The sequence below is a fragment of the uncultured Streptococcus sp. genome, from assembly GCF_963518475.1.
GTDB lineage: Bacteria > Bacillota > Bacilli > Lactobacillales > Streptococcaceae > Streptococcus.
This window is the reverse complement of the sequence record NZ_CAUQJA010000004.1, coordinates 17,624-44,253: the sequence shown is the minus strand read 5'-3', so window position 1 is coordinate 44,253 and position 26,630 is coordinate 17,624. Positions and strand designations below refer to the sequence as shown.

The 26,630-nt window shown below is 39.6% G+C and carries 20 protein-coding genes; 1 reads left to right on the top strand and 19 read right to left on the bottom strand.

Annotation, left to right across the window (positions count from 1 at the left end):
- Nucleotides 1–46 precede the first annotated feature (46 nt).
- The 6 genes from RYK12_RS02445 to RYK12_RS02420 form a co-directional block, all read right to left on the bottom strand.
- A complete protein-coding gene (locus RYK12_RS02445; RefSeq protein WP_314846716.1) occupies nucleotides 47–3,145 on the bottom strand; it encodes a DEAD/DEAH box helicase in 3,099 nt (1,032 codons plus the stop codon).
- A gap of 92 nt (nucleotides 3,146–3,237) precedes the next feature.
- Nucleotides 3,238–4,404 (bottom strand): MalY/PatB family protein, encoded by a 1,167-nt coding sequence (locus tag RYK12_RS02440; protein WP_045612044.1) that lies wholly within the window; start codon nucleotides 4,402–4,404, stop codon nucleotides 3,238–3,240.
- A gap of 7 nt (nucleotides 4,405–4,411) precedes the next feature.
- Nucleotides 4,412–5,506: a cystathionine gamma-synthase gene (locus RYK12_RS02435; RefSeq protein WP_045612046.1), complete on the bottom strand. Its 1,095-nt coding sequence runs from the start codon at nucleotides 5,504–5,506 to the stop codon at nucleotides 4,412–4,414.
- Nucleotides 5,507–5,775: 269 nt separating this feature from the next.
- Nucleotides 5,776–6,231, bottom strand: a complete 456-nt coding sequence (locus tag RYK12_RS02430; RefSeq protein ID WP_314846714.1) for a hypothetical protein — start codon at nucleotides 6,229–6,231, stop codon at nucleotides 5,776–5,778.
- A 316-nt stretch (nucleotides 6,232–6,547) separates the two neighbouring features.
- On the bottom strand, nucleotides 6,548–8,506 hold the full coding sequence (locus RYK12_RS02425) for a peptide ABC transporter substrate-binding protein (RefSeq protein WP_314846713.1): 1,959 nt from the start codon (nucleotides 8,504–8,506) through the stop codon (nucleotides 6,548–6,550).
- Between the two features lie 204 nt (nucleotides 8,507–8,710).
- Nucleotides 8,711–10,333: a polysaccharide biosynthesis protein gene (locus tag RYK12_RS02420; protein ID WP_314846711.1), complete on the bottom strand. Its 1,623-nt coding sequence runs from the start codon at nucleotides 10,331–10,333 to the stop codon at nucleotides 8,711–8,713.
- A gap of 105 nt (nucleotides 10,334–10,438) precedes the next feature.
- Between RYK12_RS02420 and RYK12_RS02415 the strand changes: the two genes are divergently transcribed.
- The gene (locus RYK12_RS02415) at nucleotides 10,439–11,884 is read left to right on the top strand and encodes a UDP-N-acetylmuramoyl-L-alanyl-D-glutamate--L-lysine ligase (RefSeq protein ID WP_314846709.1); all 1,446 of its coding nucleotides are present in this window, start codon (nucleotides 10,439–10,441) and stop codon (nucleotides 11,882–11,884) included.
- 45 nt (nucleotides 11,885–11,929) lie between these two features.
- On the opposite strand, the gene RYK12_RS02410 is transcribed toward RYK12_RS02415, so the two are convergent.
- The 13 genes from RYK12_RS02410 to RYK12_RS02350 form a co-directional block, all read right to left on the bottom strand.
- A complete protein-coding gene (locus RYK12_RS02410) occupies nucleotides 11,930–12,121 on the bottom strand; it encodes a CsbD family protein (RefSeq protein WP_125393636.1) in 192 nt (63 codons plus the stop codon).
- A gap of 101 nt (nucleotides 12,122–12,222) precedes the next feature.
- Nucleotides 12,223–12,873 (bottom strand): DUF1803 domain-containing protein, encoded by a 651-nt coding sequence (locus RYK12_RS02405; RefSeq protein ID WP_314846706.1) that lies wholly within the window; start codon nucleotides 12,871–12,873, stop codon nucleotides 12,223–12,225.
- Nucleotides 12,857–13,369 (bottom strand): YiiX/YebB-like N1pC/P60 family cysteine hydrolase, encoded by a 513-nt coding sequence (locus tag RYK12_RS02400; RefSeq protein ID WP_314846705.1) that lies wholly within the window; start codon nucleotides 13,367–13,369, stop codon nucleotides 12,857–12,859. Before RYK12_RS02400 ends, RYK12_RS02405 begins: the two co-directional genes overlap by 17 nt.
- Before the next feature lie 86 nt (nucleotides 13,370–13,455).
- On the bottom strand, nucleotides 13,456–14,391 hold the full coding sequence (locus RYK12_RS02395; protein ID WP_314846704.1) for a manganese-dependent inorganic pyrophosphatase: 936 nt from the start codon (nucleotides 14,389–14,391) through the stop codon (nucleotides 13,456–13,458).
- A gap of 82 nt (nucleotides 14,392–14,473) precedes the next feature.
- On the bottom strand, nucleotides 14,474–14,761 hold the full coding sequence (locus RYK12_RS02390; protein ID WP_261070643.1) for a GIY-YIG nuclease family protein: 288 nt from the start codon (nucleotides 14,759–14,761) through the stop codon (nucleotides 14,474–14,476).
- A complete protein-coding gene (locus RYK12_RS02385; protein WP_261070644.1) occupies nucleotides 14,751–15,500 on the bottom strand; it encodes a tRNA1(Val) (adenine(37)-N6)-methyltransferase in 750 nt (249 codons plus the stop codon). Before RYK12_RS02385 ends, RYK12_RS02390 begins: the two co-directional genes overlap by 11 nt.
- Before the next feature lie 52 nt (nucleotides 15,501–15,552).
- Nucleotides 15,553–15,915 (bottom strand): S1 RNA-binding domain-containing protein, encoded by a 363-nt coding sequence (locus RYK12_RS02380; protein WP_000689605.1) that lies wholly within the window; start codon nucleotides 15,913–15,915, stop codon nucleotides 15,553–15,555.
- A 1-nt stretch (nucleotide 15,916) separates the two neighbouring features.
- Nucleotides 15,917–17,317, bottom strand: coding sequence for a bifunctional Cof-type HAD-IIB family hydrolase/peptidylprolyl isomerase (locus RYK12_RS02375; RefSeq protein WP_314846702.1), 1,401 nt, complete (start codon nucleotides 17,315–17,317; stop codon nucleotides 15,917–15,919).
- Between the two features lie 79 nt (nucleotides 17,318–17,396).
- The gene (locus RYK12_RS02370; protein WP_045612060.1) at nucleotides 17,397–17,900 is read right to left on the bottom strand and encodes a GNAT family N-acetyltransferase; all 504 of its coding nucleotides are present in this window, start codon (nucleotides 17,898–17,900) and stop codon (nucleotides 17,397–17,399) included.
- 170 nt (nucleotides 17,901–18,070) lie between these two features.
- Entirely contained in the window at nucleotides 18,071–18,310 is a 240-nt protein-coding gene (rpsR, locus tag RYK12_RS02365; RefSeq protein ID WP_000068664.1) for a 30S ribosomal protein S18, read from the bottom strand.
- A gap of 31 nt (nucleotides 18,311–18,341) precedes the next feature.
- Entirely contained in the window at nucleotides 18,342–18,812 is a 471-nt protein-coding gene (gene ssbA / locus RYK12_RS02360) for a single-stranded DNA-binding protein SsbA (protein ID WP_000609606.1), read from the bottom strand.
- Nucleotides 18,813–18,823: 11 nt separating this feature from the next.
- Nucleotides 18,824–19,114: a 30S ribosomal protein S6 gene (gene rpsF, locus RYK12_RS02355; RefSeq protein ID WP_314364562.1), complete on the bottom strand. Its 291-nt coding sequence runs from the start codon at nucleotides 19,112–19,114 to the stop codon at nucleotides 18,824–18,826.
- Between the two features lie 163 nt (nucleotides 19,115–19,277).
- Nucleotides 19,278–26,477 carry a Rib/alpha-like domain-containing protein gene (locus RYK12_RS02350; protein ID WP_314846701.1) on the bottom strand — a complete coding sequence of 2,400 codons (7,200 nt, stop codon included), beginning with the start codon at nucleotides 26,475–26,477 and terminating at the stop codon, nucleotides 19,278–19,280.
- Nucleotides 26,478–26,630 lie beyond the last annotated feature (153 nt).

Here is a 26,630-nt window from a genome sequence, read left to right as displayed (position 1 = left end):
TTCTATTTCCTTTCAACACTTCATTATAGCGTATTGTCTTGATTTTTCAAGTGCTGGCTTCAGAAATTCCCAAAATTTCTCTAATTTCTGCTAGGGTCAGACTACCACGTGACTCTGTGCCGTCCAATACTTGTGACACCAGATGTTTCTTTTGTTCTTGGAGTTCCTGGATTTTTTCTTCAATGGTTCCCTTGGTCACCAAGCGATAAACCTCAACCGTTTCTTCCTGCCCCATCCGATGGGCACGGCCAATGGCTTGCGCCTCCACCGCAGGATTCCACCAAAGGTCAACCAAAATAACCGTATCAGCACCTGTCAGATTCAGACCGACACCACCAGCCTTAAGAGAAATCAAAAAGGCATCTCTTTCTCCTTGGTTAAAGGCCTTGGTCATGTCTTGTCTTTCCTTGGCTGGGGTTGAACCCGTAATTTTAAAGGAAGTCAAGCCCAAGTCTGGCAGTTCTTGTTCAATTTTCTCCAACATTCCCTTGAACTGCGAGAAAATCAATACACGGTGTCCGCCATCTGCCACCTGGACCAGCAGGTCTCGGAGACTATCCAGTTTGCCACTGGCTCCCTGATAATCCTCCATAAAGAGGGCAGGAGTGTCACAGATTTGGCGCAAGCGCATCAAACCAGACAAGATTTCCACCCGACTTCGTTGGAATTCCTGATCTGAAACTTGAGCTAGACGGTCCCGCATCTGTTGCAACTGGGCTAGGTAAATAACCTTTTGCTGGTCTTCCAGTTCATTTTTATAAACCACTTCAATCAAGTCTGGCAATTCGGTCAGCACTTCTTCTTTCTTGCGCCTCATAACGAAAGGTTTGATAAACTGAGCAACGTGCTCAGCTGGTAATTTCATAAATTCTTTCTTGCTTGGCAAGAGTCCTGGCATGACGATTTGGAAAATAGACCACAACTCACCCAGATGGTTTTCAATAGGAGTTCCTGACAAGGCAAAGACTGACGGCACCACAAATTGTCTCAAGGTCTGGGCAATCTTAGTCTGGGCGTTTTTCATAACCTGAGCTTCATCTAAGAAAAGGAAGTCAAAGGCCATCCCCTGATAAAGCTCACTGTCCTGACGGAAGGTAGCATAGCTCGTCACATAGATTTGATGGCTTTCAGTAAGAATCTCTTCACGACTAGCTTTCAAACCATGAACAACAGCCACATCCAACTGTGGGGCAAATTTCTGAAACTCATCTGCCCAGTTGTAAATCAAACCTGACGGAGCCAGAATCAAAACCCGACTTTCTTTTGTCACTTGACTGGTCAAAAAAGCAATGGTCTGAAGGGTTTTTCCCAATCCCATATCATCAGCTAAAATCCCACCAAAACCATAATGATGGAGCATTTGCAGCCATCCGATTCCCTTTTCCTGATAGTCTCGCAAGTCAGCCTTAACCTGAGTTACTTGCAAAGGAAAGTCCTCTGGATGCGTCAAATCGTGGGCCAAATTCTGGAATTCTTGTGAAAAAGAAACACGATCTCGTCCTTCAAAGAGATGAGCTAAACTATAAGCCAAAGATTTTCGAGCATGCAAGGCCCCATCTTTTAATTCAAACTGCCCCAGTTCCTGTAGATTTTGGCGAATTTTCTTGGTTTTTTCATCGAAAAAGTAGACTTGATTAGACGAATCAATGTAAAAATCTTGATTGGCAACCAAGGCCTGCATTGCTTGGTCAATTTCCTCCTGGGCAATATCTTGAAAATCAAACTGGATTTCCAAGAGACCTCCCTTGGAAGCAATCTGTACTTGAGGGCTTGCTAGATTATAGAGTTCTTCTAACTTGTCTGATAAATCAACATTTCCGAGTTTTTCAAAAACTGGAATGATTTCATGGAAGAAATGATAGACAGACTCCGCTTTTAGGGCTTGACGCCAAGATTGAAAATCTGCTTCAAAACCAGCTGCCAAACAGACTTGGAAAACTCTTTCTTCTAAGTCAGCATCACTCGAAAAAGGTAATTCTTCTAGCTCTTGTCGGCTAGATACCTGTCTATTTTCATAATCAAACTGAATCTCTAAACGAATCCGATTGTCCTCTTCCCTGTCAAAGTAAAAAGAGGGTGCAAAAGTTTTGACTTGTAGACGTTCTGGAGCTGAAACGGTGCCCATCTGACTAAAGAGAGTCAGACAGGAGGCCAACTTATCTCGGTCACTACTATCAAATTGCAGGTATTTCTTTCCATGTTGATCCAAAGGCAACGCTTTGATTTCCTTGAGAAGACGTATCTGCTGGTCTGTTAGAAAATAAACCTGTCCTTTATGGAAAAGCACAGCTCCCTGATAAAAGACATTGACCCTTGGACTCTCACTGATTTCCATTTCAAAATAGTCCGAGTATTCTGTTACTGTAAAGGCAAATAGATTGGCATCAGCATGCATATCCTGAAAAAGCAGGGTTTGGTAACTATCCACTTGATGGTCAAATTGAAAATGGGGCAAGGCCATCAGTAAATTCACACCCTGCTCAAAAAAGGTCAGAGGAAAAAAGAGGTGCCGACCTTGGTTTTGGAAAAAAAGCTCTGGACTAAGTCCTTCCTCCATTAGTCCGCGTAAGAAAGTCAGAAGCTCTTGACTTTCCTCATTAAAGGCTTCCCAAGATAGAGACTCCTCATAAGTTTTACCAATCATATAAGGTTTTCTCTTCTCGACGACTTTTAAAAAGATTGGAATATCCCGAATAACGTAGTATTTTTGGCTATTGATTTGCCCGATTCTAAGAGTCCACAAGATATGATTGCTTCCTGCTTCCACCTGACCCACAGCTGACAACTCATAGGCTCGGTCTGATTTTGGAGACAAGATTCGTTCCAAAAATTTGCTGCCCAAGGTCACCTTGGTTTCAACGGCCTCTTTTTCTTCATGACCTTCTTCCAGACTCTGCAAGATTTCCTGACCACGCTCATCATTTTTCAGAAAATGCTCCAGAGCCGCCAAGTGCACACAGTAGCCCCTCTTTTGGAAAAAATCGCAGGCACAAAAAACCAAATCATCCTCTAAACTATAGCGCAGTTCTTCTTCTGCAACGCGAGCGTAGAGCCGATTATTCTTTTCCTTGATGATGTCAACTTTACCAGTTTCATAAAGGGCAACGCCTTCGATACGGACTTTCCCCGGAATCAATTTAGCCATTTTTTTACCTTTACCTTATCTTTTTATTATACCATATTTTCCCCTATGAAAATAGCCTTCTAAGGATACTTTTCTCCTAGAAGGCTGGATTTTTAAAGTTTGGCAAAAATCGTCACAATTCGCTGACACACTTCTTGCAACAGAGATTTAGGCATGGCTACATTGAGGCGAGCATGGAGACTTCCTTCCTCTCCAAAATCCAAACCACGGTTAAGGATAACCTTAGCTTCATTTCTCAAAAGCTCTTGTAATGTTTCATCAGTCAGGTCATAGGCTGAAAAATCAAGCCAAATCAAGTAGGTTCCTTGCGGTTTCATGACCTTGATTTTAGTCTCTTTTCCAAATAAATCCACCACATAATTGATATGGTCTTCAAAGACTTGCTTGAGTTCCTCTAACCAATCTTTACCGTATCGATAGGCAGCTTCTGTCGCCAAATAACCCAAGCCTGAAATTTCATGCTGGTTATTGGCCAACTGGCGTTTCTGGTAAGCCAGTCTCAACTTAGGATTTTCAATGACTGCATATGAATTTTTTGTTCCAGCAATATTAAAGGTTTTAGTGGCACTAGTCAAGACGATAGCAAATTCTTTAAAGTCAGGATTGATGGTATTGAAGGAATGATGCTTGTGACCAAAGAGGGCCAAATCTTGGTGAATCTCATCTGAAACCAAGAAAACACCGTGTTTTTGGCAGAGTTGGCCAATCTTCTCCAACACTTCCTTTTCCCAAACACGTCCACCAGGATTGTGAGGGTTGCAAAGAATATAAAGTTTGACATCCTCTTCTACCAAATCCTTTTCAAGTCGGTCAAAGTCAATCTCAAACAGACCATCCTTTTCCACCAAAGAATTGGTAATCAATCTACGGTTATTCAACTTGACACTGCGTGCAAAGGGTGGATAGACAGGTGTGTTAATCAAAACCGCATCGCCTTCTTTTGTAAAGGCTTGAATAGCTGTTGAGATGGCTGGTACCACACCCTCGATAAAGACAAGAGCCTCTTTGTCAAAGTGGTAATCGTGTTGTGTGGCTTCCCACTTTTGAACTTCGTGAATTAACTCTTCACTGGCATAGGTATAGCCATAAACCAGTTGATCAGCGTAAGTCTGCACGGCTTGGCGGATTTCAGGCAAGACTACAAAGTCCATATCCGCTATCCAAGCTGGTAGGACTTCACTATCTGTTTCTGCTTCTTTCCATTTATAGGTATGGTGCCCTAAACGATTGGGCAGGCTTGTAAAATCATATTTTCCCATCTTTGTCTTATCCTTCCAAGGCTTGGCGCAAATCTGCAATCAAATCTCTAGCATCCTCAATCCCAATCGACAAACGCAAGAGGTCATCTGTTAAACCATAAGAATGGCGCACTTCTGCTGGAATATCAGCATGAGTTTGCGTCGTTGGATAAGTAATGAGACTTTCTACCCCACCCAAACTTTCCGCAAAAGAGAAGACCTTAAGACTGTTCAAAATGTGAGGAATGCGTGTTTCATCAGCTACTTTAAAGGAAATCATGCCTCCACGACCAGTGTAGAGAACTTCCTTAACTGCTGGGGAATCCTTCAAAAAGGCAACCACTTCTTGGGCGTTAGCTGTTGAGCGCTCCATACGAAGAGACAAGGTCTTGAGACCACGAATCAATTGATAACTGTCAAATGGAGACAAGACTGCCCCTGTCGTATTGAGATTGTAGAAGAGTTTCTCGTATAGTTCTAAACTATTGGTCACAACCACTCCAGCCAAGACATCATTGTGTCCTGCTAGATACTTGGTTGCTGAATGAAGAACGATATCTGCTCCATCTTCAATCGGACGTTGGTAGATAGGGCTGTAGAAAGTATTGTCCACCACCACTTTGGCACCCTTAGCATGAGCCAACTTTGCTAGTTTTTCGATATCAAATTCCAACATCAAAGGGTTGGTTGGCGTTTCGATATAGAGAACATCCACGTCCTTCTCCAACTCGGCAATCAACTCTTCTTCTGTATTGGCATAGGTAAAATGGAAACGGCCTTCTTGCTCCACTTGGTTGAACCAGCGGAAAGAACCACCATAAAGGTCACGGACAGCTAAGACCTTACTTCCTACTGGAAAGACGCTAAAGGCCAGTACAATTGCTGACATGCCTGAGCTAGTCGCTAGGGCATAATCTGCGGACTCAATGGCTGCCAAGACTTCTTCAGCCTTACTGCGAGTTGGGTTTTTAGTACGCGTATAGTCAAAACCAGTAGACTGACCGAACTCTGGGTGCTGATAAGTCGTTGAAAAATGAAGCGGTGTCACCAAAGCTCCTGTCGCTTCATCTGACTTAATACCCGCCTGGGCCAAAATTGTGTTGATGCGTAATTCCTTGCTCATACAATACCTCCAAATCTATAGTAACTATTGTACCACTTATTTTCATCAACTCATTTTCTTCTTTTCAAGAGCTGGTTATAGTTTTAAACTATAGACTTATACTCTTCGAAAATCTCTTCAAACCACGTCAGCGTCGCCTTACCGTACTCAAGTACAGCTTGCGGCTAGCTTCCTAGTTTGCTCTTTGATTTTCATTGAGTATTAGATAGTAAAGCTAAAAAGAATCCAGAAAATATTCCAGATTCTTTCGTGAAAATGATTGCTAGGGTTTACTTTAACCGAAAGAAATCGTGTTGGGCTAAATAGTCATAATGGTCTTTATTAAATTGATATTGGCCCACATGCTGACCAATCTGACCGACATCCACGGAAAAAATATAGACTTCATTTTGATAGTTCCAATTCAGCCTAACTGTATTCAAGGCTGGCTTATAAGTAAAATCTTTAACCTGATTCCAAGGCATCTCTACGACTTGATTAGAATGATTTTCTGTTACATCACTGATGTCCATCAAGTAGATTCCATTAGGTGTGAATGCCAGAATCTTAGGCTTCACACTCGACTGAACATAGTAACTTCCTCCTATAATGAAAAAATCAATAAAGGATTTCAACCATGTCTTTTTCTTAAAAGCCATCAGAAAATTCTTTTGCCCTTCAATGTGGCAAATTGTGAGAAATGATTCAATCTGTTTTTCTGTTGCAAACTCCATAATAGCACCCATGATCTTACCTCCATAACGATTAGTAAATAGGCTGATAAGAACTCTTCACATAAAAGAAGAACTTATCATTTGTTACATTTTATCTTACTTTTCCAGTAGACAGCATCCCTCCTATAAAATCATCCTAGCATGTGCATACTTCAGTTAACACTGGAAGAGGATTTAAAAAATAGCTTCTCACACCTTTTATTATATTCATTATATCATAAATCTAATAAACAATTTAAAAAATGTAAGCACTTTTCTTCCAAATTCGCCATCATTCTATAAAAAAACGACAGTTTCCTTCGAAACCATCGTTTTTCTTGAAAAATCCTTATTTGACATGTTTTGCCAATTCTTCTTGAGCTTTTTTATTAGATTCTTCTTTTTCTTTCAACCATTTTTCTTTGGCTTTTTCATATTCGTCTTTTGTAACTGTCTTATCTTGTAATTTGAGGTATTTATAGGATTCAACCCCTTTATTACCAGCCAATGAATATGGTGTTGAGAAAGGAACGATTTTTCTCAATGTTGGTGTTCCGCCTAGTGAAACATTTGAAATTGCTAGAGAGCTATCTACTAACCAAGCTTGGGCATCAGCATATTTCTCATAACGTTTAGCTGGATCTTGCTCCTTATTAGCTTCTTCCAACATTTGAGTATAGACATCCAACCCAACAGCCTTGGCCTTGTCATTAACTTCACCTGGCTCTAAACCAAGGTTTTGCAACATACCTCCGCTGTTGACACTAAAGATATCGAGGTAAGTTGAAGGATCTTGATAGTCTGGAGTCCAACCACCATTGTAAAGATCATAATCCTTCTGAGCTGCAGTTTGAGCAAGATAACCTGAACTATCATAGTCCTCTGTAGAAAGTTGATGAACATCAATCACAACATTATCTGCACCTAAGACAGATTCTATTGATTGCTTCATGGAATTAATCCCTTGAATTTCAGCCTTATTAGCCAAATCTATAGTTTTATCTAAGTGTATAGGGAATTGGACTCCTTTGGCTTGGAGTTCTTTCTTAGCTTCAGCAAATTTAGCTTTAGCTTTTTCTGGATTGTAGTATGGATCTTGGGCATCTGCAAAGTTGATTCCTTGCCATTCCTTACCATAGTTGACCATTTTAGACGCAACTACTTCACCAAAGTCTTTTCCATTGATACTTACGAAGTTTGGAGGAACAACTAGGTTACGCAAAATCTTAGTTGCCCCCTCTTCTCCTTGAGATTGGGCCCCATAGGCCGTACGGTCATAGGCAAAATTAATGGCTTGACGGAAGTTCTTGTTAAGAACCGCTTCTTGAGTCGATTTCTTTTCAGCATCACTTGTCTTGGAAGTGAATTTATAAGATTTTCTATCTAAATTGAAGTTTAAGAAGTAAGAAGTAGCATCTTGCATGCTATAGATGATATTGTCCTTATTCTTTTCTTTAATCCCTTCAAAGCTTGAACTGTTTGGATAGAGACGAGCATAGCTATAAACACCTTCGGTAAAATTACGTGCTAACGCATCTTGGTCACTACCATCAAAATAAGTCAATTTCACATCATCTACAAAGACATTTTTAGCATCCCAGTAGTTAGGATTTTTCTTGTATTCGATGACCGATTTTGAAACAAAGGATTTCATCAAGAAAGGTCCATTGTACAAAATGCTAGATGGATCTACCTTCCCAAAATCATCCCCTTTTGATTTCAAGAAATCCGCATTGACTGGGAAGAGAATAGTTGAGGTTGTTTTTGAGTTCCAGTAAGGTTCTGGTCGTGCCAAGGTATATTGAACGGTTTGGTCATCAAGAGCCTTGACTCCGACAGTTGAAAAGTCGCTTGTTTTACCAGTGATATAGTCATCTAAACCTGCAACGGATTCTTGCACTAAGTACAAGGCTTCTGATTTTTTATCAGCCGCATATTTCAAACCAGTGACAAAATCTTGGGCAGTTACAGGAGCATATTCATCTCCATCTGCAGTATACCATTTAGCATCTTTACGCAGTTTATAGGTATAGGTCAAACCGTCTTGAGAAACACTCCAATCCTCAGCCAAGGATGGGACATAGTTCCCATATTGGTCATTTTCCATGAGACCATCTACCAGGTTGGTCACAATATCAGTAGTTGTTGAACGGTTTTCTGCTAGATAGTTCAAACTAGATGGATCACTTGAATAAACATAATTGTATGTTTTTGACCCTGTGCTAGAATTTCCACAGGCACTTAACAAAATACCTGCACTTAACACGACACCTGCAAGCGTTGCATACTTGGCCTTAGACTTTTTCATTTCCAGAACCTCCTGATTTAAATATTTGTCTTATTATACATTACAGGTTTTATTTAGTCAATAGTTTTTTAAGTAAAATTTAAGAAAAATTAAATTACTATCTACAAATTATAAAAAATATAATACAAATTAATAAAAAAGAGAATAATTCAAGCATTTCATGATAGAAATGTTCAAATTATCCCTTTTATTTATAAATGTTTTTTAAGTTAACTTTAATTTGATTCGTAAGCGATCTGCTTGAGCTTTTCCAATCACCTTATCCAACAAACGGGTACGGAGACTCATAACTCCATAAACACCTCCACCCATGGTACCTACCAGGGCTACATATAGGAAACTCCACAAACGTCCACTTGGTTGGAAGACAAATCCTAAAATCCACTGGAATGTCCCAACTACTAGAAACATGAAAATAGTTAACAAACTGATTAAAATGGTTCGTTTCAAAATCACCTTGCGCTTAACACCAGTTACCTTGCAAATGTCCCGATACATCAAAACATTAGGAATAATGAGACCGATGGTTGTAGAAATCAAAGGTCCGTAACTGTGGAAGAGAGCAATGGTTGGCAGTTGCAAGACCAGCTTGGCAATGGAACCATAGATAAAATAGAGAACTGCCTTGCGGTTGCGAAACATGGCTTGAAGCATTGGAGACAAGACCATGTACAAGCCTAAAATAGTAGACTGTAAAACTGCAAAGACAAACAAGCCCATAGCCAAACTATCTGGCTTGCCATAAAAGACTGTATAGAGAGGTTCTCCTACCATAACCACTCCAACCGTTGCTGGTAGCAAGAATAGGAAAAGCATGGTAATGCTGTCCTGAACGAGACGAGAAGCCGCCTTCAAGTCTCCCTTGACATAGTTTTCAGTCAAAAGTGGCAAACCTACACTCCCAATCGAAACCCCAACAGAAATCAAAATCATAGTGATTTTATTAGGATTGGCTGAGAAATAAGAAAACATGACAACCAAGTCTTCATTACTATAGTTGGTAAACCAACTCATACTATTGATAAAGGTCATCTGGTCCAAAATCTGGAAAAGCTGGATAGCAGACCCTGTCAGGATAAAAGGAATGGCTTCCTTAATGGTGTCGACCAAAAGACGCTTGCTGTTTATCTTATCTCCTGTTTCAAGGACTCTTTTAAGTAATCCTTCTTTGGCAAGGAAATAGATCAAAACTGCAAAACTAGCTACCATGCCGACAAAGGCAGCAAAGGTGGATTGGGTAACCGCTGCTAGATAATCTCCTGAGCCCATTTTCATAATCATAAAGGTAGCTAAGAGCATCCAGATAACACGAATGACCTGCTCAGCGATTTGGCTCATAGCATAAGGTTTCAGGTTATTCATCCCTTGGAAGAAACCTCGAATGACACTCATAGATGGGAAAATCAAGACCGCCCAAGCCAAGCTCTGCATGATTGGAATAAGGTCTTTCCCCACACCCGACAAATCTGCTAGCCAAGGAGCAAAGACATACAAGACTAAAGCAAAAACCAGACCTAGTCCTGTCATAAAACCTAAAAAGCTCCGAATCAGGGCAAAGCTATGCTCTTCTTCTCGCATGGTATTGTACTTGGCCACTTGCTTGGCAACCGCAACTGGAATACCCGCTGTTGAAATCAGTAAGAACCAGGCATAGATATTATAGCCCATGGTAAAGAGACCATTTGCTGTAGCCGCATAAGACCCCATCCAGATATACCAAGGGATGATATAAATGGCACCGAGTAGACGACTGATAAAGTTACTAGCCGTTAGCCAAGCAGTCCCCCGTAACATCTGGGCCTGCTGGTGATTGTTTTCGTTAGACATAGATTCCTCATTTAATTTTAATAACTAGGAAAAATTCCTCATCTTCCATTATAAACTTTTCCTTGTCACTTGTAAATTTACGACTTTCGGTTTACAATAGAAAGTATGATTAAGATTGAAACCGTATTAGATATTTTAAAGAAAGATGGTCTCTTCCGTGAGATTATCGACCAAGGACATTATCACTACAACTACAGCCATGTCGTATTTGACACCATCTGTTATGACAGCCGCAAGGCCAAAGAGAAGAGCCTCTTTTTCGTCAAGGGTGCTGCCTTTAAGAAGGAATTTTTGATTTCTGCCATCTCTCAAGGCCTCGGTTGGTATGTGGCTGAAGAAGACTATGAAGTCGGTATTCCTGCTATTATCGTCAGTGATATCAAGAAAGCCATGAGTTTGGTAGCTATGGAATTTTATGACAATCCACAGAAAAAACTTAAACTCCTTGCCTTTACTGGTACTAAGGGTAAGACAACAGCAGCCTACTTCGCCTATAACATTTTATCTCAAAGTCACCGACCTGCAATGTTGTCGACCATGAACACAACTCTAGATGGCAAGACTTTCTTTAAGTCAGCATTGACAACCCCTGAAAGTATTGACCTCTTTGACATGATGAATCAAGCTGTACAAAATGACCGTACTCACCTCATCATGGAAGTCTCCAGTCAAGCCTATCTGGTCAAACGTGTCTATGGTCTAACCTTTGATGTGGGAGTTTTCCTCAATATCAGCCCCGACCATATTGGCCCGATTGAACACCCTAGCTTTGAAGACTACTTCTACCACAAACGTCTCTTGATGGAAAATAGCCGAGCAGTCATCATTAACAGTGACATGGACCACTTCTCTGTACTAAAAGAACAGGTAGAAGATCAAGACCATGATTTCTACGGTAGCCAGTCTGATAACCAAATCGAGAATTCCAAAGCCTTTAACTTTTCAGCTACGGGTAAACTCGTTGGAGATTATGATATTCAACTGATTGGGCACTTCAATCAAGAAAATGCAGTTGCAGCTGGACTTGCTTGTCTCCGTCTCGGAGCTAGTCTTGAGGACATCAAAAAAGGAATTGCTGCAACCCGCGTTCCTGGTCGTATGGAAGTCCTCACTCAGAAAAATGGAGCCAAGGTTTTCATCGACTATGCCCACAATGGGGATAGTCTAAAAAAACTAATCAAGGTTGTAGAGACTCATCAAACTGGAAAGATTGCTCTGGTTCTCGGTTCGACAGGAAATAAGGGAGAAAGTCGTCGTAAGGACTTTGGCCTCCTCCTTAATCAACACCCTGAGATTCAAGTCTTTTTGACTGCTGATGACCCCAATTATGAAGACCCAATGACCATTGCAGATGAAATTAGTAGCTACATCAATCATCCTGTTGAAAAAATTGCGGATCGCCAAGAAGCCATCAAGGCAGCGATGGCTATCACAAATCACGAATTAGATGCTGTCATTATTGCTGGTAAGGGAGCCGATTGCTACCAAATCGTCCAAGGCAAGAAAGAAGCCTATCCAGGAGATGCAGCCGTCGCAGAAAATTATTTATAAGATAGTAAAAAATCAAGGGAACTATTCCCTTGATTTTTTCTATTTTTATTTAAAAGCGTTTTTCAAACCTTCAACGGCACCTTCTACAGCACCTTTAGCGTCTTCAACCACTTCTTTTGCCTTAGCAACTGTCTTTTCTACAGCGCCTTCTGCTTCAGTCTTGCTATCTCCAGTAACTTTACCAAATCCTTCTTTGATAGAGCCTGTTGCTTGTTCCAATTTGTTTTCAAGTGACATATGATTGTCTCCTTTAATTTTATTCCGATATGTGTTACCGGTTACATATAGTTTATACCGAATACTAAGGAAAGTCAAACAATGTGCTCAGAAATAAGAAATCAGGCCAAGTAGAAAGTTAATCTTTCCTTATCCAAATCGATAGCCAACTCATACTTTCCATCTTCATTTTGGACAATATAACCTAGGACAACTAAACTGTCCACAAAGATGTCACGGCGTTTCTGCATAAGCTGGTCTTTTTTGAGAAATTTCAACAAAAAAGTCGTCATATATTTGAGAGCATACTCAGGATTAACATCTCCCAAAATAGCATAAAGTTCCTGTTGTTTTTCTGTCAAAGGATACTGATGTTTGACCTTGTAGAAATAATTGGAAAGGGTCATTTTTGATCTCGCAAAGTCTGTCTTTTCAACTAAAATAGCTGCATTGGTTTGATTTCGTAATTCCGTCTCAAAACTCTGCTCTAACAAGGCTTGATAGACCGGACTATCTTCGCTGACAAAAATCTCTTGTTCCAGTTCGAGACTATCAAGTGACTCCAGCATAGGAAAATTAAGGTAATAACGCTTATTTTCTCGTAAAATCAAACCTGCCTTTATATACTCTTCCATGAGTTTATCAACTGCAACATCTGGAAATTGAGCCTTAATTTCTCGCAAAATAACATCCTCATGCTGGTCCAGATAGCGGATCAATTCTCTAAAAAATGGCTGTCTCGTCAAACGAGATGGATTAAAAATCTGAATCATGAAGATTCCTTTCTTTACATTCTAACAGAGGCGATGCTGCCAACTGGCTGGGATTGGTCCCAGCTTGGTTCAGAGGCACAGGCAGACCTAGTTCTCTATAATACTCTCTCCAAAAATCACTAATCTCCTGCTCCCCATCCCCAAATTTCATAGGTATGGTTTCAAAAATCGGTAGAATTTCTGCCATATACTGAGAACAGTAGAAGCCAGTTCCATCTGGATAGAAAGAAGCATTGTAGGGTGTTCCTAGATGTTTGCAAGCTTTTTCCTTCACAGACTGGATATCCATTTCTGGGTAAACATAGAGGTCGTACAAGTGATTGGACTCAAAGAAGGCTGTCGGTTCTTGACAAACAACACCAGCCTGTCCACTAGCGTGGTAAATCATCCCATCCAAACAAATCGCAACATGGTTATAGTTGCCTGTGGAAGTCTGGATGGCCTGTCCCATACCTGACTCATCTCTCACAAAAATCAAATCGCCATTTTCTAACATGCTTCACTCCTAGAAAAAAAGGAGCCGAAACTCCTTTCGATATAAGGCAAACTAGCCTTTCCTAATTTGAATTAACACTCAAAATCTTAAGCATTGAAGCTTTCAGTCAATTGAGGTACCACTTGTTTCTTACGTGAAACAGCACCAGCAAGGAAGGCATGATTGTTTTCAAGTTTGAATTTGAAGGCTGCTTCAACCTTGTCCATATTGGCACCAAGAGCCAAGATTTCTGAGTTTGAGTTGACGATATCTGTAATCATCAAGACAAAGTCAGAGTAGCCGTTTGCTGTGTTAGCAGCTTGCATTGCAGCTTCAATTTCTGCTTGGCGTTCTAAAACTTCAGCGATATCAACTGTGTTTACTTGAGCAACACGGACATTATTTCCGTTCAATTCAAAAGTTTTAGCATCGATGTCAATCAATTCTTCAGCAGATTTGCTAGCCAAGTTTGTACCAGCTTTCAACATAGCCAAACCATATTCCTCCAAGTTTACACCAGCTAATTCAGCCAATTCAGGAGCAATGACTGTATCTGTTGGGTGTGTTGTTGGTGATTTCAAAAGAAGGGTATCTGAAATCAAACCTGAAAGCATCAAACCAGCAATCTCTTTAGGAACAGCCACACCATGTTCTTTGAACATACGGTAAACGATTGAAGACGCTGATCCAACTGGCTCCAAACGCATGTAGAGTGGGCTTGCAGTTTCAAAGTTAGCCACACGGTGGTGGTCCACAACACCATAAACTTCTACTTCAGCAATATCTGATACAGATTGTTGGAATTCATTGTGGTCAGTCAAGATAACTTGCTCTGCACCTTCCGCTTTAGCAGAAGTGATAACACGCGGTGCTTCCACACCAAAATAGTTCAAGACAAAGGCTGTTTCTTCATTTGGAGTTCCAAGGGCAACAGCTTCCGTATCCAAACCGTAAGCTTCTTTTGCAAGGTAGGCAAAGGCTACAGATGACCCGATGGCATCTGAGTCTGGATTTTGGTGACCAAATACTAGAATCTTAGACATGATAATACCTCATTTTGTTTATTCTCTTTATTGTAGCATTTTTTTCGCTTTTTGACAAAAGTAAGAGGAGTCAAAGGACTCCTCACGATTCTTCAAAATAACTGAGTAAATTTCTATCTTGGTTTTCAGATAAAAATCTTTCCTTCTGTGGCCTCTTCTTACGCTTGAGAAGGGCTTCAGCCGACATGGCTTCTTCCTTACTGGCAAAACCTTGAGTATAGATAAGTTTGACTGGCAAGCGGGCTCGTGTGTATTTGGCTCCCTTCCCACTATTGTGGACAGCGAGACGTCTCATCACATCAGTCGTATAGCCTGTATAGTAGGATCCGTCACGACACTCCAGCACGTACATATAAGCCTTATGATCCATAATAAATCTCTTCGAGTTCCGGCGTATAAGAGCCATCATCATTGTGGACAATGAGAGGTGGCAAGACCTTAAAGCCACTTGTCGAACCATCCTTGATAGCCTCAATCAAAAGCATATTGGCTTCCTTTTCCCGTTTTGGATAAACAAATTGCAGACGCTTAGGGGCTAGATTATGCCGTTGTAAGCTATCCAAGATATCTAAAAGTCGATCAGGACGATGAACCATGGCCAAACGCCCATTAGATTTGAGAATACTCTGGGCACTACGACAGATTTCTTCCAAATTAGTCGTGATTTCGTGTCGAGCCAAGAGATAATGTTCACTCTCGTTCAGATTAGAATGAGGATTCACCTTGAAATAGGGTGGATTACACAAAATCATATCCACCTTACTTCCCTGAATGTAAGAAGGCATATTTTTCAAATCATCACAGATGACCCCCATCTGCTCTTCCAAACCATTCAAACGGACAGAGCGTTCAGCCATATCCGCCAAACGCTCCTGAATCTCAACAGCCAAAATCTGTGCCTGAGTACGAGTGCTAGCAAATAGCCCCACTGCTCCATTTCCAGCGCAAAAATCCACTATCAAGCCCTTTTTAGGAAAACGTGGAAAACGTGACAAGAGAACACTATCCACCGAATAGCTAAAAACCTCTCTATTTTGAATGATTTTGATATCTGTCGAAAAGAGCTGGTTAATGCGCTCGCCTGATTTTAATAATTGTTCTTCTTCCATAGTCCTATTATAGCAAATTTATATTAACATTACAAAAGATAGAAATTTCTAACTAGTGCTTCTGATTCTTCAAATGTTGAAGGGCTTCCTTGGTCCAAATTGGCATCATTCGTTTGAGAGGAGCGAAGCCGTAGTTAAAACGGTCGCTTGAAAAACGTCGCCGTCTCGGAAACTGGTGCTTTTCTTCCTCCAAAGTACGGATAGAAAGACTGGCTTTCCCTGTAAATTCATCTAAATCCACTACTTGAACTTGAACCTCTTCATCGACTTTCAAGGCTTCTTGGATATTTTCAATAAAACCTGTCCGAATCTCTGAAATGTGAATCAGCCCCGTATCACCCGTTTCTAACTCAACAAAGGCACCGTAGGGCTGAATCCCTGTAATACGGCCCTTTAGCTTATCACCGATTTTCATCTTAGTCCTCGATTTCAATTGTTTCAATCACGACATCTTCAACCGGCTTGTCCATGGTCCCTGTCTCAACAGCAGCAATAGTATCCAAGACAGCATAAGAAGCTTCATCAGCTAGCTGACCAAATACAGTGTGACGGCGGTCTAGATGAGGAGTTCCACCTTGGTTGGCATAGATTTCTGCGATCGGTTCTGGCCAACCACCACGAGCAATTTCTTTCTTAGAATATGGCAGGTGTTGATTTTGCACGATAAAGAACTGGCTACCGTTGGTATTTGGACCAGCATTGGCCATGGAAAGGGCACCACGAATATTGTAAAGTTCTTCTGAGAATTCATCCTCAAATGATTCGCCGTAGATTGACTCGCCACCCATACCAGTTCCAGTTGGGTCTCCACCTTGAATCATAAAGTCCTTGATAATACGGTGGAAAATGACACCATCATAGTAGCCATCTTTTGAAAGAGCAACAAAGTTAGCCACTGTTTTAGGAGCATGCTCTGGGAAGAGCTTGATACGCAAGTCTCCGTGATTGGTCTTAATGGTCGCGATAGGACATTCTACTGTTTCAATGTCTACTTGTGGGAAATGCAATTCTTTTTCTACCATACCAAATCCTTCTAAGGCATCAAAAATGCCATCTTCTTCTAATGTTTTTGTAATATAATCTGCTTTTTCTTTGATGTTATCATGAGAAATTCCCATTGCAACGCTGATTCCAGCATAATCAAAGAGTTCCAAGTCATTCAGCCCATCTCCAAAAACCATGACGTTCTCTGGTTTCAAGCCAAGGTGTTCCACAACCTTTTCCACCCCCGTCGCTTTGGAGCCTGAAATTGGCACAATATCAGACGAATGTTGATGCCAACGAACCATGCGAAGTTTATCAGAGAGACTGTCAGGCAAGTGCAAGTCATCTCCTTTATCTTCAAAAGTCCACATTTGATAGATATCTTCTTTTTCATGAAAATCAGGATCTACATCTAAATCGGGGTAAATTGGATTGATAGCTTCACTAATCATATCGGTGCGAGTCGACAACTTGGCATCATGACTCCCAACCAAACCATACTCAATTCCCTCTTGCTTGGCCCAAGAGATATACTCCTCAACATCTGACTTCTCAATCTGATGCTGATAAATGACATGACCTTTTTTATCTTCGATATAAGCCCCATTCAAAGTTACAAAAAAGTCAGGCTTGAGATCACGAATCTCTGGAACGACACCAAAAATCCCTCGTCCAGAAGCAATACCTGTCAAAATTCCTTTCTCACGTAATTGCTTAAAAACAGTTGGGATTGAAGCTGGAATAAAACCTGTCTTTGAATTCCGCAATGTATCATCAATATCAAAAAAGACAATCTTGATTTTCTTTGCCTTGTATCTTAATTTGGCATCCATCTCACTACCTCTTTCAATCTAACTCTTTCCATTATACCATAAAGTAGCTAAATCCCCTATTTTCAAAAAGTTTCCCGTTTTATTGTAAGTCCTTGGATAAGTATAAAACTAAATCATTATCATTTTGACAACTTGCACCCATTTCTAGCGGTTTATTTCTATACCACACACCTGTCCCATCTGGAATGTAGCCCCGTCTGATATACAATCTCTGGGCAGGGCCATAGCCTAAGTGCAAACCTACACCAAGAGTGACCTTACTCGAAACAAACTTGACTCGTTTTTCTGCTTCTTCTAGCAGTTGATTCCCAATCCCTTGATTTCGAAAAGGCTCAAACACATTAAAATCTGATAATTCTGGATAGACTTCTGCAAAAGGACCATGTTTAGCAGAGGGCAAAATGGTAACGTAGCCCGCTACAGCACCATCAATCTCTGCAACTAAGACTTCTCTCTCACCACTTTCCTGTTCCAGAAAATATCTAGCCAAAATTTCCTCTCTACCAGGCCAACCTTGATTCATAAATCCATGAGATAAGGATTCAATATCAGACTTAATCATATTTCTAATCGTACAATTCATCTTTGACTTACCCACCTTTACTCTTTCTATTACCATTATAGCACGCCAAGGTCAGAAAAAAACTATCTCGTGAAAAAAAGACCCGTCGGGGTCTGAAAAAGAGGTCCGCCCGGACCCAAACTCGCTCTCTCTCAAGGCTCGTGAAAAAAAGACCCGTTGGGGTCTTTTCTTTAATCTTCGTTTACGAAAGGCATCAAAGCCATTACGCGAGCGCGTTTGATAGCTGTTGTTACTTTACGTTGGTTTTTAGCTGAAGTTCCTGTTACACGACGAGGAAGGATTTTCCCACGTTCTGAAACGAAACGGCTAAGAAGCTCAGTATCTTTGTAATCAACATATTCAATTTTGTTTGCTGCGATGTAATCAACTTTTTTACGGCGTTTGAATCCGCCACGACGTTGTTGAGCCATGTTTTTTCTCCTTTATAATTTTAGTTGTCCATTAGAATGGTAAATCATCATCTGAAATATCCAATGGATTTGTTGCTCCAAATGGATTTTCATCACGTGAAAAGTCTGGTACTGAATTTGTAGGTGCTGAATAGTTTGCAGTTGGTGCAGAGTAAGCTCCACCTGTATGACCCTCACGCACACTACGGCTTTCCAACATTTGGAAATTCTCAGCCACGACCTCTGTCACGTAGACACGTTGTCCTTGCTGGTTATCGTAACTACGAGTCTGGATACGACCTGTCACCCCAATAAGTGAGCCTTTTTTAGCCCAGTTAGCAAGGTTTTCAGCCTGTTGGCGCCACATAACGACATTGATAAAATCAGCCTCACGTTCGCCATTTTGACTCTTAAATGTACGGTTTACTGCAAGAGTAAAAGTCGCAACTGCTACATTTGATGGGGTATAACGCAACTCAGCGTCACGTGTCATACGCCCTACAAGTACAACATTGTTAATCATAGTTTACCTTCTTACGCGTCAGTTTTGACGATCATGTGACGAAGAATGTCAGCGTTGATTTTTGAAAGACGGTCAAACTCTTTAAGAGCTGCGTCGTCGTTTGCTTCAACGTTAACGATGTGGTAAAGTCCTTCACGGAAATCTTGGATTTCGTATGCAAGACGACGTTTTTCCCAATCTTTTGATTCAACAACAGTTGCACCGTTGTCAGTCAAAATAGAATCGAAACGTGCTACCAAAGCGTTTTTAGCTTCTTCTTCAATGTTTGGACGAATGATATAAAGAATTTCGTATTTAGCCATTGATATGTTCCTCCTTTTGGTCTAATGACCCCAAGACTTTGCAAGGGGTAAGTGAGGTTCGCTCACAATAAACTATTATACTAAAAAACCTTTTTTTACGCAAGTAAAAACACCGAAATAAAAAAAGAAGATGACGAATCATCTTCTTAAAAACTATGAGTTTTTAGTCTTCTTTTTTCTTGCGAGAAAGAAGTCCAAATCCACCTAGGGCTCCAAGAAGTCCAAGCGCTGCGAGGCTAGCGTTAGCTTCTGTACCTGTGTTAGGCAATTCTTTTTGACCTTCAACATATTTAGGTGTTGCTGGTTTAGCAGCTGTGTCAGTTGCTACTGTTGCATCTGCTTGAGCTGGTGCCGCTGGTTGAGTTTGATTTGGTGCTGCTGGCTGTCCTGGTTCGGTAGGAGTTACAGGTTGATCAGGAGCAGTTGGTCTTGACGGAACATTTTGTGGAGTCTGTGGTGTTGGTGTTGGTCTGTATTCATTACCTCCATTTCCACCACCATTGTTTGGTTGTGACTCAGAACCACGTTTTGGAGTTACTGTTACTGGTACTTCTAATTCAATAATTTCTCCAGTTGGTAATTTAACCTTCACTTTAACCGCAGTTTTTACTCCTGGGGTTTCTGTTGTTGGAATTACCCAGTTCTCTTCGATGATTTCCCATCCTTCTTCTTTAGGAAGTTCGATATGTTTCTTAACATCATCTTTAGTAATCGGAGTTCCAACTTCTACTACGATTGGAGTTACTTTTGGTGTTACGATTACTGGTACTTTTACTGTAACTGTTTTTCCATTTGGTAATTTCACTTCTACTGGTACAGTTGGTTTTGCTCCTGGTGTTGTTGTTGCTGGAATTTCTCCAACATTTGTAATTTCCCAATCTTTTGGTAGATCAACACGTTTCTTAACATCTTCTGCTGTGACTGGAGTTCCTACTTTTACTACCACTGGAGTCACTTTTGGTGTTACTGTTACTGGTACTTTAACTTCTTTAGTAGCTATAACGTTTCCACCTTTGTCTTTATACTCAACTGTTACTGTTACTGAGTCTTTTTCTCCTGGTGTTTCTGTTCCTGGAGTTGTTAGTGGTGTTTCTTTAACTGTTACTGTTACACCTTCTGGTAATTCTTTAACATTTTTAGCTGTTTCTTTTACTTTATCAGCAACAGCTTTTTCAAGTGTTCCTTTTTCAGTATCTTTAGGTACTACTACACCTTCTGGAGAAACTTTTGGCAATACTGTAACTGGGACTGTTACTTTTTCAGTTATTTTTCCATTGTCGTATGTTACAGGCACATCTACTGTCACGTCTGTAGAACCAACCTTTCCAGTTGTTTCTGGTAATGTTGTAGGTTTTCCTACTGTACCACCTTCGCCTGGAGTGATTGCTTTGTTTACATCGTCAGCTGTTGGTTTGTCACCTTCTACAACGTAGACTGGTTTAATATCTGAACCTTTCACATTTACTGTTACAGGGATTGTAGTTGTGTAGTCTTTTCCATCAACTGTGTATGTTACTGGGACTTCTACTGTTGTTACTCCAGTTCCTTTATTAGCTGTTACTTTGTCTTCGATAGCTTTTGTTACATCACCTACAGTTACTGTAGCACCTTGTGGTAGTTTAGATACGAAATCAGTTGCTTTCACTGCTTCTTCAGCTTTTGCTTTAGCTAAGTCTTTAAGATCTTTTGTACTTGTTCCTTTAACTACTGTTACGTCCGCTTTTGCTACTGGTAATACTGTAACTGGTACTTTAACTTTCTCAGGTTCTTTCATTCCTGGATAAGTTACTGGGACTTCTACTGTTACATCTGTAGCTCCAGCTTTTCCAGCTGTTTCTGGTAATGTTGTTGGTTCTCCAACTGTTCCACCTTGTCCTGGTGTTACAGATTCTTTAACTTTATCTTTTTCAGGCGTTGTTCCTTCAAACACAACTACTGATTTTGGAGTTGATCCAACTACTGTTACAGGAACTTCTACTTCTTTCGTTCCAATAACATTTCCTTTATCATCAGTATATTCAACAACAACTGTCGCAGGTTTTGGTTTTCCTGTTTCAGTTACTTCAGCTGTTGTTGGTGTAGTTCCTGCTTTCACTTCTTTAACTTTTACAGTTACACCTTCAGGAAGTTTATCTTTTGGTAATGCTGCTACAACTTCTTCAGCTTTTGCTTTAACTGCATCTTCTAATTTTTCGCTTCCTTTAAGAACTGTTAATCCTTCAGGTTTCACTAATGGTAATACTTTAACGACTGCAGGTACTTCTACAAGTTTGTCTTCACCATCTTTAGCTACTACTGTTACTTTCTTATCTCCTGGGGTTGTTGTATCAACTGGTTCTTTATATTCAAATTTAGTTCCTTCTGGATATTGTTCAGGATCAATACTCTTCTCTGGATTAATATCTTTACTTGGATCTTTTTCGAATACATATTGTGTCTTAGGATCTACTACCATTACTTTAGCTGGTACTTTAACGATTGTTTCTCCATTAAGTTCAGCTACAACTACAACATCTTTTTCACCTGAAGTTGTTGTGTCTACTGGAGTTTCATATTTAAATGTAGTTCCTTTTGGATATTCATCTGGAGTAATGCTTGATTTAACATCAGGTTGTGGTTTCTTAGGATCTGCAACAACAAATTGTGGTTTACTATCTACTACACGTACTGTTGCGGGTACTTCTACTAGTACTTTATCCCCTTGTTTAACAACTACTGTTACTTTATTATCTCCAGGTGCAGTTGTATCTACTTCTTCTTTGTATTCATATGTTGCATCATCTGGATAGTCTGAAGTATCAATATTATCTTCTGGTGAAGGTTGTTTTTTAGCTTCACTTACTGCTACTAATTGTGGGTATCCCTTAACAACTTTCACTGGTACATTAACAGTTTCTTCACGTTTATTATCACCTGAACCATATGTTACTGTTACTGGTACAGTTAATGTATCATCTCCAACTTTTCCTTTTGTTTCAGGAATCTTAGTTTCATCTACAGTTTTGTCATTTCCTTTTGTAGCAACCGCATCTTTAAGTTTTTCTGCTGTCGGCTTATCACCTTCTACAACATAAACAGGAGTTGGTTTTGAAACTTTTGGAGTTAACTTAACAACAAAGTTTTGACTAATTTTAGTGTCAGTATCTGAAGTTGTATCAAATGTTGGTTTTTCAGCATCAGGTTTAGCAAACGGATTATCATTCACTTCATAACCCATTGATCTTAACACATCAAGACGAGCTTGAATTTTGTCTTCTGGAATTTTTGTTCCTGCTTTACCTGAAAGATCATTAATATTGAATTTCTCATCTAATGGTGTTTCTTTACCATCTTTATCTACAGAAACAAATTTCACTGTAGCTTTTTGAATTCCAGGTGCATATTGAATTGGAGTTTTACCGAATTTATCAGTTGGGTCAAAGTTTTCTGGTACTTTATATCCTTTTGTAGGATCTTTTGGATCTACCGGTGTTAATGGAGTACCATTATAACTTGGAACAAATCCATCAACATGAGGGATTGTTATATTACTAAAGTCACCAGGTTTAGTTGGATCTTGTTTATCATTTGGATAGTTAATTTTCTCTGGTGCATTCGTTGGTTTTTTACCTTCTGGATAAGTTAATGTAAATGAACCAATTTCTTTGTAAAGAACTTTCTTCACTACAGGATTTACTGTACCATTTTCTCCAGGAACTGGTGCATCTTCTGCAGCTACCGTTTTATCTGTAGCATTTACTAATAAGTAATTTTCTACAACTGGTGAATCAACAGAATTGAATTTACCTTTTGTTCCATCAACTGTCGCATCTGTTAATTTATCAGCTTCATTGTAAACTTGCCAATCAGAGTATGTTACATCTCCTGTTTGTGGGTTTACAGTTGCTGTACGTTTATAAGTTACTTTTTGTACTTTTTCAGCATATAAAGGAGTTGCATCATCTTTGTTTGCATCTTCTTCTTTTAGATACTTGATTGTACGTGTTACTTCTTTAACTAAATCTTCACGTGTTAATCCTGCTGGATATTTACCAAGATTTTCATCTCCATCTTTTACAGGTGTATCTGCAGTTTTTGGAGATACTGGAGCTGTTGTGCTTGGATTTGTTGGATCAGTTGTTACTGTTGGATCTACTGTAATTAAGTCTAATACGTGAACAGTTACTTCTGCTTCAGTAGATTTCTTACCTTCACTATCCGTTGATTGTACTTTTACAGTGTAATCTCCAACTGTAGTTGTATCTAATCCGCCGTCATTACTTACAGCAATCGTCGGTTTAGTAGTATCATCTCCATCACGATCATCTTCTAAGTCAGTTGCTGTTGGTTTTGCTACTTCAACAACTTTATCAGCATTCCATTTATTTGCAGCATCTGTTTTATAAACATAAATATCTTTCTTAGCTTCTACTTTTGGAGCTTCATTGACAATGTTTGCATAACTTGGTTCAGAAACGTTTCCTACTGGTGAAACTGAAGTTGCAGCAATCTTCTCATTACCTTCATGTGTATGAAGACTAACATCTTTAAGACTTACTTTCAGTTTACCTTCAGGAGTTGTTTCTACTTTAGTATCTCCTTGATACCAACCATCATCTTTTTTCTCTAATTCGATAATGTCATTATTTGGTAATGTGATTTTGATTTTCTTACCAATTTCATTTTCAATTTGTAAAGCTTTTTTAATTTCAGCTATTCTTTTAGCTGTTTCTTCATCTGATAGAGTAACTCCATTATTATCAGCTACTTTTTTAAGATTAGCTTTAATTTCGTCATCTGACGGAGTTAATGAACCTGGTGCGTCCCCTGTATTTACTAATAAGTATTTTTCTTGATTTTTTGCATCTGAATCCCCTACAATACTATCTGTGTGAACTTCTTCAACTGTAGCTGATTTAGGTTTACGAGCATCAATATAGATTGTTCTATTATAGTAGTAATCTGGATTATCAGTCCATCTTAACCCATTAGCTTTATAGTTTCCATCATAAGCGTAAGGTCCTTTATCTCCAGTCCATAACCATGGGTAAATTCTATTTCCTTCAGCATCTTGAGTACCCATTCCACCTGTTCCTGTAACTTTAAATGTAGCATCTCCTACATAATCATCTTCAGTTGTAAATGGAATTGAGAATTTTTTTGATGTTTCTCCTGCAGCTTTTAGATTGTTTTTACCATATTGAACTGCATTTACATCCATACTTAATGTATTAGTCGCTTCATCATAACGAACATTTGTTAAGTATCCTTGATCCGTCCAAATAGATTCACCTTTTGCTTTAGATAAGTCTAATTTTTTGTAGTTTGTAGTGGAAACTGTGCCTAATTTAACACCTTTTGGAACTTGTACTTTAATGTTAAATGTACCACCGTAAGGGAAAGTATTTTCAACACCACCAACGTTTTTCAATTCAAGGTTTAATTTACCTTCTTGAGAACGTTTATATAATTTATCTTTTGTGAATCCGTACTCTCCACTCTTACCTTCACTAGTAACGTTTGTAGTTAATTGCATACCCGGACCAGTAGCAAGACCTACACCACCGATAATGAATCCATCTTGAACATCTTTAAAATTACCATCATCTTTTGCTTTGATTGTAACTTTAACTTTACTTGTTCCTTCTGGAACATGATAAATTCTTGCAATATTATTCCAACTATCAGATGGTGTTCCTTGATTTGAACCTGCTGGTCTTCCTGTAGCTTCCGTTGGAGTGCTTCCATCTCTCATTGGAATAGAAGCAATTTTCTTACCTGTGTATGCATCTGTAATTTCTACACTTACTTCTTCACCTTCACTAGATAAAGCAGCTTTACCATATGCTCCATTGTAAACCATATTGAAGAATAATTCAGAATTAGGGTTTACGTCATATTCTTTAGATAAAGTAACACCTTTACTTCCTAATTCAAGATAGTAATCTCTATCTTTAACATTTCCTCTAGCATCGTTTTTCATTCCATCTAGAGTAATAGCACCACCTAAGAACTTACCATCTGCTGTTGGTTGGTTTTGAGTAGCAGTTGAAGCATCATGTTTCCCATTGTCATCGTAAGCTTTCGCTGGTTTTGGAGCTTCTGTTCTCTCACCAGCAACAGTATAATCTGTTGGTGCTTCTGGTTTAACAGCATTTACATAGTCTTTTGCTCCGCCAATTTTCCAACCGTTTAATGCACCTGCTTCAGCTTCTGCTGCAGTGATTTTTTTAGTCTTCCAATTGTAAGTTACTTTACCGTAATGTTTTTCACTTTGAAGATTATTTACTTGATCTTCAATCGTTTTACTTTTTGATTCTACTGCAGGACCTGAGAAATTAACTGCACCAAATCCGTTACTCATGCTTTCAAAAACACCGTTTGCTGGGTTATTACCATAACCAGCTCTGTTATTATTAATTGGAGCTCCCCAGTTTTCGGCATTATTTAGATAGTAATTCAGTCTATCTTTTTCTTGTTTTGCTTCTGTTAGTGCTGCTTGAAGTTCTTGTTCAGTAGCATCAGTTTTTGCTGCAGCTGTTGTAGCTTTTGTTTTTTCTTCTTCAGCTTTTGCTACAATAGCACGTAAAACATCTAGTTTTTCTTTGTTTGTTTTACCTTCACCTAAAGCTTCTTCTTTTGTAATTTCTACTTTTACTTTATCGATTGCAGCTTTTAATTCAGTATTTACAGTATTAATATCATTTTTATATCCTGTTGCAGCGGCAGCATCTCTGAATCCACTTTCACCTTGACCAGGGATAGCTTGGCCATTACGTGAATCTTGGTTTTTGTTTTCTTTTTCTTCCTTCTTGTCTGCAGTTGCTTTTGGCATACTTTCAAGAACAAAAGCTCTGTTTTTCAATGAACTTGTTGAAAAATCAACTTCTTTTTGTGTCGCTTTGTCGTTTGAAAGAAGGGCTTGAGCCTTAGCAAGTTCTGCTTTTGCTGCTTCAATGGCTGAGGCAGTCTTTTCAGTTAAACCAGCTTTCTCAAGAGCTGCTTCCATACGAGCAATAGCTGCTTCCAATTTGCTTGTGTCAGCCTTTGAAGCTGGTGCTAGAGCTTCTCCGGCTTTTGGTGTTTCAGTCGGTGCTGTTGGTTGCGTTGCTGCAGGCGCTGGTGTTGATGGTTGCTCAGCTGTTGGTGTAGCAGTTCCAGTCGAAGCTAGAGGCATGGTTGAATCTGCTTGATTACTTGCATCTGGGACTGTTTGTGAATCAGATGCCGTCTTTGGTGTAACTTGAGCATCCGCCTGAACAGTTGCTGCCCCACCAAACATCATGTAAGCTGCAACAGCTACTGATGCCGCACCAAAACTATACTTACGGATTGAAAAGCGCTGGACTTTTTGTCCGTGATTTTTTTCCATTCTTGAATACATGGTTTCTCCTTTTTTATTTATATGTTAACTGTGAAATCGATTCCTAGCAGTTTGAAAATTCCTCCATTCTAAGCCGAAGTTACACAATTTTATGGCTTTATATAGGTAAGCGATCCCTAACTCACATTATAGCATTTTTAAATTTAAAATGTC

Coding starts and splice junctions, on each gene's coding strand:
- RYK12_RS02445 (WP_314846716.1), bottom strand. CDS start 3,145: ATGGCTAAATTGATTCCGGGGAAAGTCCGTATCGAAGGCGTTGCCCTT.
- RYK12_RS02440 (WP_045612044.1), bottom strand. CDS start 4,404: ATGGGAAAATATGATTTTACAAGCCTGCCCAATCGTTTAGGGCACCAT.
- RYK12_RS02435 (WP_045612046.1), bottom strand. CDS start 5,506: ATGAGCAAGGAATTACGCATCAACACAATTTTGGCCCAGGCGGGTATT.
- RYK12_RS02430 (WP_314846714.1), bottom strand. CDS start 6,231: ATGGGTGCTATTATGGAGTTTGCAACAGAAAAACAGATTGAATCATTT.
- RYK12_RS02425 (WP_314846713.1), bottom strand. CDS start 8,506: ATGAAAAAGTCTAAGGCCAAGTATGCAACGCTTGCAGGTGTCGTGTTA.
- RYK12_RS02420 (WP_314846711.1), bottom strand. CDS start 10,333: ATGTCTAACGAAAACAATCACCAGCAGGCCCAGATGTTACGGGGGACT.
- RYK12_RS02415 (WP_314846709.1), top strand. CDS start 10,439: ATGATTAAGATTGAAACCGTATTAGATATTTTAAAGAAAGATGGTCTC.
- RYK12_RS02410 (WP_125393636.1), bottom strand. CDS start 12,121: ATGTCACTTGAAAACAAATTGGAACAAGCAACAGGCTCTATCAAAGAA.
- RYK12_RS02405 (WP_314846706.1), bottom strand. CDS start 12,873: ATGATTCAGATTTTTAATCCATCTCGTTTGACGAGACAGCCATTTTTT.
- RYK12_RS02400 (WP_314846705.1), bottom strand. CDS start 13,369: ATGTTAGAAAATGGCGATTTGATTTTTGTGAGAGATGAGTCAGGTATG.
- RYK12_RS02395 (WP_314846704.1), bottom strand. CDS start 14,391: ATGTCTAAGATTCTAGTATTTGGTCACCAAAATCCAGACTCAGATGCC.
- RYK12_RS02390 (WP_261070643.1), bottom strand. CDS start 14,761: ATGGATCATAAGGCTTATATGTACGTGCTGGAGTGTCGTGACGGATCC.
- RYK12_RS02385 (WP_261070644.1), bottom strand. CDS start 15,500: ATGGAAGAAGAACAATTATTAAAATCAGGCGAGCGCATTAACCAGCTC.
- RYK12_RS02380 (WP_000689605.1), bottom strand. CDS start 15,915: ATGAAAATCGGTGATAAGCTAAAGGGCCGTATTACAGGGATTCAGCCC.
- RYK12_RS02375 (WP_314846702.1), bottom strand. CDS start 17,317: ATGGATGCCAAATTAAGATACAAGGCAAAGAAAATCAAGATTGTCTTT.
- RYK12_RS02370 (WP_045612060.1), bottom strand. CDS start 17,900: ATGAATTGTACGATTAGAAATATGATTAAGTCTGATATTGAATCCTTA.
- rpsR (WP_000068664.1), bottom strand. CDS start 18,310: ATGGCTCAACAACGTCGTGGCGGATTCAAACGCCGTAAAAAAGTTGAT.
- ssbA (WP_000609606.1), bottom strand. CDS start 18,812: ATGATTAACAATGTTGTACTTGTAGGGCGTATGACACGTGACGCTGAG.
- rpsF (WP_314364562.1), bottom strand. CDS start 19,114: ATGGCTAAATACGAAATTCTTTATATCATTCGTCCAAACATTGAAGAA.
- RYK12_RS02350 (WP_314846701.1), bottom strand. CDS start 26,477: ATGTATTCAAGAATGGAAAAAAATCACGGACAAAAAGTCCAGCGCTTT.